Annotated in this window: 7 protein-coding genes and 1 pseudogene; 6 read left to right on the top strand and 2 right to left on the bottom strand. The window is 69.5% G+C overall.

Annotation, left to right across the window (positions count from 1 at the left end; all coding sequences use genetic code 11):
• Positions 1–105: 105 nt before the first annotated feature.
• On the bottom strand, positions 106–270 hold the full coding sequence (locus VGV13_17390) for a transposase (protein HEV8642865.1): 165 nt from the start codon (positions 268–270) through the stop codon (positions 106–108).
• A gap of 150 nt (positions 271–420) precedes the next feature.
• Here VGV13_17390 and VGV13_17385 point away from each other — a divergent pair, with 150 nt between their 5' ends.
• Both VGV13_17385 and VGV13_17380 read left to right on the top strand, forming a co-directional pair.
• The gene (locus VGV13_17385) at positions 421–717 is read left to right on the top strand and encodes a hypothetical protein (protein HEV8642864.1); all 297 of its coding nucleotides are present in this window, start codon (positions 421–423) and stop codon (positions 715–717) included.
• A complete protein-coding gene (locus VGV13_17380) occupies positions 714–1,133 on the top strand; it encodes a type II toxin-antitoxin system VapC family toxin (GenBank protein HEV8642863.1) in 420 nt (139 codons plus the stop codon). Before VGV13_17385 ends, VGV13_17380 begins: the two co-directional genes overlap by 4 nt.
• A 335-nt stretch (positions 1,134–1,468) precedes the next feature.
• On the opposite strand, the pseudogene VGV13_17375 reads toward VGV13_17380, so the two are convergent.
• A pseudogene (locus tag VGV13_17375) lies at positions 1,469–1,717 on the bottom strand (DUF2283 domain-containing protein).
• A 251-nt stretch (positions 1,718–1,968) separates the two neighbouring features.
• Here VGV13_17375 and VGV13_17370 point away from each other — a divergent pair.
• From VGV13_17370 to VGV13_17355, 4 genes are read left to right on the top strand one after another with little or no spacing between them, the layout of a single operon-like run.
• The gene (locus VGV13_17370; GenBank protein ID HEV8642862.1) at positions 1,969–3,027 is read left to right on the top strand and encodes an ABC transporter substrate-binding protein; all 1,059 of its coding nucleotides are present in this window, start codon (positions 1,969–1,971) and stop codon (positions 3,025–3,027) included.
• A gap of 31 nt (positions 3,028–3,058) precedes the next feature.
• Entirely contained in the window at positions 3,059–3,865 is an 807-nt protein-coding gene (locus VGV13_17365) for an ABC transporter ATP-binding protein (protein HEV8642861.1), read from the top strand.
• Positions 3,862–4,632 (top strand): ABC transporter permease, encoded by a 771-nt coding sequence (locus VGV13_17360; protein HEV8642860.1) that lies wholly within the window; start codon positions 3,862–3,864, stop codon positions 4,630–4,632. The genes VGV13_17365 and VGV13_17360 overlap by 4 nt, the downstream gene beginning before the upstream one ends.
• 53 nt (positions 4,633–4,685) lie before the next feature.
• Positions 4,686–5,960, top strand: a complete 1,275-nt coding sequence (locus tag VGV13_17355; protein ID HEV8642859.1) for a RidA family protein — start codon at positions 4,686–4,688, stop codon at positions 5,958–5,960.
• Positions 5,961–5,972: the final 12 nt, after the last annotated feature.

The following is a 5,972-nucleotide window of genomic DNA, read 5'->3' as shown; positions in this document are numbered from 1 at the left end:
GATCCGCCCGCAATAGCAACGACGGCGGGGTTGTGAGCCCGAGCGCCTTTGATGCGATCATGCCGCCACCGACGTGTGTTGGCTTAGCACCGCAGCGATCTTCCGTCAGCCGTCGATTCTGCGCAACTTGATCTGCCCGCTCGCCACGAGGCTGAAGAGCAGGACGACGGCGGCGTCTTCGGTCGGTAGCGAGCCTTGCGTCTTCACACGGCGCCGGAATTCTTCGTGAAGCCGCTCGATCACGTTCGTTGTACGAAGGGTCTTCCGCATGCCTCGCCCGGGAGGTGCTGGGGCTCTCGGGCGACGAGGCGATCGCCTGGATCCGGGGGCTGGTGCGTCGCTCCTGCCGCTTTGTCCCCCGGCCTTGACGACATAGCCACATCATGGCTATGATTCGTGTCCAGACCAGGCTATGACGCCATGAAGACCGTCAAGATCGCCGAGTTGAAGAACCGCCTCAGCTACTACCTGCGGCGCGTGCAGGGCGGGGAGTCGATCCTCGTCTGTGATCGGGACCGCGCCATCGCCCGGATCGAGCGGGTTGACGCCCAAGGGCCGGTCCCCGAGGGTGATGCCGAGTGGCTCGACCGGCTCGAGCGGCGAGGGGTGCTCCGTCGGGGGACGGGGAAACTTTCGCGGGAATGGCTTGCCCGGAAGCCTCGCGTAGGGACGGACGTGGTGGCGACGCTCCTCAGAGAGCGAAGAGAGGGACGGTGAGATTCTGGGACAGTTCGGCGGTGGTCCCCCTTCTGGTCGAGCAGAAGTCCTCTTCTCGGGTCGCCGCCTGGGTCGCCGGGGACGACGCGGTGGTGCTGTGGACCCTCACCCCAGTGGAGGTCGTTTCCGCACTTCGACGCTTGGTCCGCGACAAGGCTCTCGCAGAAGAGATCGCGCGGCGGGCCGAGGTCCGGTTGGCCGAGATTCTCCGCGCCTGTCACGTGATCATCGACGTGGACCCGGTCAAGTCGCTGGCGACACGACTACTGCGGCTTCATCCCCTCCGGGCGTTCGACGCCCTTCAGCTCGGCGCCGCGCTGCACTGGGTCGAGGGACATCCGCAGGGGCGGACGCTTCACACGCTCGACAGCCGGCTGGCACTGGCCGCGCAGCGCGAAGGCTTCAACGTGCCTTGACCGCCGTCGGCCCCCGGGGAGCTCGAGCGCGACGTCCGTGTCTCCATGCGTCGCCTCCTGTACACGGCCTCAGGGGACGTGCCACGCGGCGACGCGACCATTGCCGATCTTGATCGAGTCGGACTGGTGCCAAGGCGTGGTGGCTTCCTCAGCCGCATGGTAGACCCCAGTCGGTACCGCAATATCGACCGCAACGTCGCCGGTGACCGGGACCTCGTCGTCGCCTTCCGCGGCATGGACCGGCTCATTCCGAATCTGACGAAGTTCGTCCCCCAGTTGCGGAAGATCCTCATGCTCCCCGGTTGCGGCCACTGGACGCAGCAGGAACGGCTTCCTCAGGAACCTTTAGAATCACAGGGCTTCGAGCGGCTCCGGAACCGGCCTTGCGCCCGCCCTCTGCGGTTGCGTCGGCCGGCGCCGCTCTGCGTCGCCAGCGATTCGGCAACCCGTTGCCGCACAGCAAGAATGGTCAGACCGACGACCTCTCGTTTCTCCTCGTCATATCGGACCACGACGCCCTGTCCGATATCGACGCCGATGGCCTTCCTCGGTTTCCCGATGCTTACGTAGAGCACATCCGCCTCGCTGTCATACTTCCAGTCGAGTCGCTCTCGTTTGTCCCGGTAATTCTACAGGAGCCCCGCGGATATCGGGACAAAGGTTCACAAGTACCGGCCCCTCCCCGCCATGCATGTCAGCCAGGCGTGACAGCGCGGGTCATGTCTCGGGCGGCGGCGATGCGGCGTCCCGCATCCGCCATGCCCTTGTCACGCCGAGTGGTCTTCGTCTATGGTGGCGTACCTCGGGAGCGGACCGTGCTGGAAGGAGAAGAGCCATGGCGACGCGACGTGACGGACGCACCACCACCCCGGCCCTGGCGAGGCGCACCACCACCCTAACCCTGGCCAGCCTGGGGCTGGCGCTGTTGCTGCTCTGCGGGGGCGGGCCGGCGTGGGCGGGGCACGAGGACGGCAAGGTGCTGCTCTTCGCTCAGCCCATCGCGAAGGCGGACTCCATCTGGATGGCGCTCCGCAAGGGCTTCTTCAAAGAGGAAGGGCTGGACGTGACCGTGAAGTGGTTCTCCGCCGGCACCACCGCCATGCAGACCTTCCAGTCCGGCAAGGACGGCAAGCGCGGCTTCGGCGACTTCAACACCGGCGGCGAGCTGCCCGCCGTGAACTTCTGGCAGAACATGGACGGCCAGTACCGCCTCTGCGCGATCATCGAGCGCGACACCGAGGGCTACGTCGGCATCGCCAAGGCCGAGATCAAGACCGGCAAGGACCTGAAGGGCAAGACGCTCGCCACCCGGGTGGGTTCGACCGGCTCCTGGTTCATCAGCGAATACCTGAAGGCCCACGGCCTCAGCGAGAAGGACGTGACCATCAAGAACCTCGACCCGCACATCATGCCCTCGGCCATCGACCGCGGCGACATCGACGCCTTCTTCGTCTGGGAGCCCTACGGCGCCCAGGCGCTCAAGATCGCCGGGCCCCGCGTGCACAGGCTCACCACCGCCAAGGGCTTCATGAACGGCTACCTCGTGATCGGCACGTGGGCGTGGTACCTGCGCGACCACCCGGGGGTGGCCGAGCGGATGCTGCGGGCCATGGACAAGGGCCGCCGCTACGCGGCCGAGAACAAGGCCGAGGTGCTCCAGTTCGCCCGCGAGCAGTTCAGCGTCTCGGACATGGCGCCGATCGAGGCGGACTACGGCTGGAACGAGCGCGTCATCGGCCTGGACCGGGTGGCCTGGGACGACTTCGACAAGCTCAGCCGGTGGATGAAGGCGGTCGGGATGGCCAAGCGGGAGTTCGATCCCAAGGGGTTCTTCGACCCGCGGCCGCTGCTGAACGTCCTGCCCGACCGCGTGTCGCGGGAGTTCCGCTGGTAGCGAGCCCCCGCCCGCGAGCGAGCCGGCGCCGATGCTGGTGATCCGCCGCCTGGAGAAGCGCTTCGCCCTGCGCCGGGGCGGCGAGCCGGTCAGCGTGCTGGCCGGGATCGACCTGGAGATCGGCAAGGGCGAGCTCTTCTGCCTGCTCGGCGCCAGCGGCTGCGGCAAGAGCACGCTCCTGAACATCCTGGCCGGCTTCGAGCCGGTCTCCGCCGGCGAGATTACGCTTGACGGCGCCCCCATCACGCGGGCCGGCCGCGACCGCGTGGTGTTCTTCCAGAACGCCGACGCCGCCCTCTTCCCCTGGCTCACCGCCGAGGAGAACGTCGGCTTCGGGCTCCGCGTGCAGGGCCTGGACCGGGCGCGGCGGGCGCCGGCCGTCGAGCGCTACCTGCGCCTGGTCGGGCTCTGGGACGACCGCCACAAGTTCCCGCGCCAGCTCTCGGGCGGCATGAAGCAGCGCATCCAGATCGCCCGCGCGCTGGCCATCGACCCGGCGATCCTCCTGATGGACGAGCCCTTCGCCGCGCTCGACGCCATCACGCGCCGGCTGATGCACGGCGAGCTCCTCCGGATCTGGGCGGCGACCGGCAAGACCATCGTCTTCGTCACCCACGACGTGAGCGAGGCCCTGATTCTCGCCGACCGGATCGGCGTGATGACGCGCGGGCCTGCGGCCCGGCTCAAGGCCGTCCTGCCCATCGAGCTGCCCAGGCCGCGCGACCCGGGCGACCCCCGCTTCGCCGCGGCCTACGGGCGGGTCGAAGCGCTCCTGATGCCGGAGACAGCCCCCCAGCCCCCGGAGCCCGAGCCCCAGCCCCCGGAGACCGCCACGTGAGCGAGCGCCTGCGCACGCTCGCCATGTTCGCCCTCTCCTTCGGCGCGCTCATAGGCGTCTGGCAGATCGCGTCCACCTACTTCGTGAGCCCCCACCTGATCCCCCCGCCCTTGGAGGTGCTCCGCACCGCCATCCCCATGCTCACGACCGCCGAGATCCCCCGCCACGTGGCCGCCAGCCTGGCCCGCGTGGCCGTCGGCTTCGCGCTGGGCAGCGCGCTGGGCATCGTCACCGGCGTCGTCATGGGCCGCATCCGCTGGGTCCACGACCTGCTCGACCCCGTCATCGAGTTCTTCCGCTTCCTCTCGCCCACGGCCATGATCCCCATCGCGGTCATCTGGTTCGGCATCGGCGAGACGTCGAAGTACTTCCTCATCTTCTGGGGCACGTTCTTCACCGTCCTCATCAACGCCATCCACGGCGTCATGGCCACCCCGTGGGCGCGGCTGCGCGCCGCCGAGTGCCTGGGCGCCACGCGCCTGCAGACCTTCGGGCTCATCGTGCTGCCCACCGCGGTGCCCTCGGTCGTCACCGGCATGCGGGTGGCGCTGGCCTCGTCGTACCTCAGCATCATCCCCGCCGAGATCCTGGCCGCCGACTCCGGGCTGGGCTTCCTGCTCCAGCAGTCGAGCCTGCTCGTGCAGACCAACCGCGTCTTCGTCGTCCTGGCCGTCTTCGGCCTGCTTGGCTACGCGTCGGACCGCGTGTTCCGCTTCGTCACCACCCGGGCGCTCGCGCCCTACCTGGAAGCCGAGAGCACCGGCTGAGCCGTCACGCGCCCGCTGGCGAGCGGCCGCGCGACCCATAGCGAGGAGAGACCATGGTCAAGAAGACGAGCATCTGGCTCTCGGCCGCCATCCCCGGCCCGCTCCGCATCCCCAACGCCGTCAAGGCCGGGCCGTGGGTGTTCGTCTCGGGCACCATGGGCGGTCCCGTCGGCGGCGGCCTCGCCCCCGAGGTGCGCGGGAACCCCGACCTGCCGCTCGCCGGCGAGGCCAGGGGCATCCGCGAGTCCCGCTACATCCTCACCACCATCGAGGCCGCCCTGAAGCAGGCCGGCTCGGCACTCGCCGACGGCGTCTGGCTCAACCAGTTCGTGACCGGCCGCGAGCACGTCGACCCCTACCACGAGGTGCGGCGCGACTTCATCAGGCCGCCCCGGCCGGCCAGCACCACCGTCGCCCAGCCGGAGCTGCTGGCCCTGGACGCCACCGTGCAGGTCGATCTGGTAGCGATCGATCCCGCGCTGAGCCCGCGCAAGGAAGGCATCACCACCGACCGGATTCCGCAGCCTCTCGCCGGCGCCGGCTACTCGCCGGCCGTCCGCGTCGGCGACCTCGTCTTCGTCGCCGGCCAGATGGCGACGGACTTCCGCACCGGTGTGGCGCCCGAGGCGCAGGTCAACCCGACGTTCTGGGAGGGCTCCGCGATCCGGCGCCAGACCGAGTTCATCCTCAAGAATCTCGCCGTCGCGCTCGAGGCCGCCGGCTCGGCGATGGACCAGGTCGTGAAGGCCCAGATCTACCTGGCGGACCTGGCCGACCTGCCCCGCTTCGAGGACGCCTGGCGCGCGGCCTTCCCGACCGACCCGCCGGCCCGCACCATCCTGCCCGCCAGCGCCTTCGGCTGCCTGGGCGGCCTCATCGAGATCAACCTGATCGCCCTGCGCAGCGGGGGCAAGACGCGCAAGCAGATCGTGCAGGGGCCGTGCCCCGTCCCGCTCGGCCACGCGAGCCCCGCCGTGCGGGCCGGCGATCTTTTGTTCCTCTCCGGCCTCTGCGCCGCCGACGCCAACGGCCTCATCCGGGCCGCCCGCGTCGATCCCGCCTTCCCCTACGCCGTCTCGCCGATCCTCGCCCAGACCGAGTGGATCCTGGACCAGGCCGACGCGCTCTGCCGCGCGGCCGGCGCCAGCCTCGACGCCATCGCGCGCCAGCAGCTCTTCTACACGGATCTGCGCGACGTTGCGGTGTCCTTCCGCGCGCTGGCCGTCCGCTTCGGTGACGGCATGCCGGCGACGTCCATCGTCCGCGTGCCCGGCATCCCGGTCCCCGGCTGCGGGCTGGTGGCGGACATGTGGGGGGTTGTGGGGTAGCGAGAAAACTGG

The sequence above is a fragment of the Candidatus Methylomirabilota bacterium genome, from assembly GCA_036001065.1.
Lineage (GTDB): Bacteria > Methylomirabilota > Methylomirabilia > Rokubacteriales > CSP1-6 > MNEF01.
Note: the sequence above shows the minus strand (reverse complement) of the source record. Positions and strands in the feature narration are given on the sequence as shown.